At 42.3% G+C, this 1,160-nt stretch carries 1 protein-coding gene; it reads right to left on the bottom strand.

Annotated elements, in window-relative coordinates; translation table 11 throughout:
• Positions 1 to 167 precede the first annotated feature (167 nt).
• A partial coding sequence (locus AC1DWN_RS34135) for an S-layer homology domain-containing protein (RefSeq protein ID WP_477563246.1) occupies positions 168 to 1,160 on the bottom strand: 993 nt, incomplete at its 5' end.

Raw genomic sequence — 1,160 nt, 5'->3', positions numbered from 1 at the left:
ACCCCTATCCGCGGTCACAAAAGTCAAAAAACAGGCGCGTAAAATCACCTGTTTTCATCATTTTTTAAAATATAGAAAAGTATAAGTTTTACACGTATACCTATACCTATATTTCACCGTGAAACGAGCTTACGCCACCAGAGGACGGCGACAGCCGTTTACACTTGTTAGAGAAGACTTAACGCGGATAATAATCTTCTAATCACAGTCGCTGCTTCTGCCCTAGTAGCCTGATCCTGAGGAACAAACCTATTGTCCGTACTGCCAATTATGATTCCTAAACGAACAGCTATTTGTACTTCCTCTTTGGCCCACTTGCTGATGGATTCCGAATCGGCGAATGTCATTACCAAGTCAGCACCGACATTGTCACTCGATGCAGATCCTGCTACATAGTTTCGCGCTCTAACAATCATTACAGCCATTTCTTCCCTTGTGATACTTTTCCCCGGAGCAAAGCTGGTTTTTGTCATGCCTTGTATGATGCCTGCTGAATAAGCGCTATTCACTTCATTCTCATACCAGGAACCGGACGCAACATCGGTAAACGGGTTTCGATTCGTATTTGCTTTCAGATTTAGAGCTCTAGCAATTAACGCTGTAAACTGTGCCCTTGTTACATTGGCCTCCGGTGCAAAATGATCGTCGTCCATTCCTTTGATGATGATTTTCGAAGCGAGCAGTTCTATATCTGCCTTGGCCCAGTGGCCTTCCAAATCTAAGAATCCCTTTGTCACGGAAATGCTCTTTCCTATGGAAAAAGTTTGATTCGACAAATTATGGTCTACAACCTTCATGGATTCCCACTTGACCGTGGAGTTCCCGTACTTCTTGGTCTTAAATGTCAGGGTACCAATGATGATATCCCCGCTTTCTCCGGTTACATTTCCGACTTTGGTATGAGCAATGATAATCTCATTTTTTTTGATAATAGGTGATACGGAAAAACCATCCAGACTGGATTTGGCTTCCACCAGCTCTATTTGGTCAGGATCAAACGTAAATCTAGCCTCATAGCCATATAGATCTTTAATATATTTACCACTCATGGTTACGATAATTTTACCACCAGCTGGTTTATTTGCAGTTAATAGAAATGACGATGCCGTCTCCGCATAAGTGGTTGTAAGAAGTAACCAGTGGAAACAGAGTACAAATAC

The organism is Paenibacillus sp. P4_A7, assembly GCF_056402455.1.
This window is presented reverse-complemented; position numbering and strand designations above follow the sequence as displayed.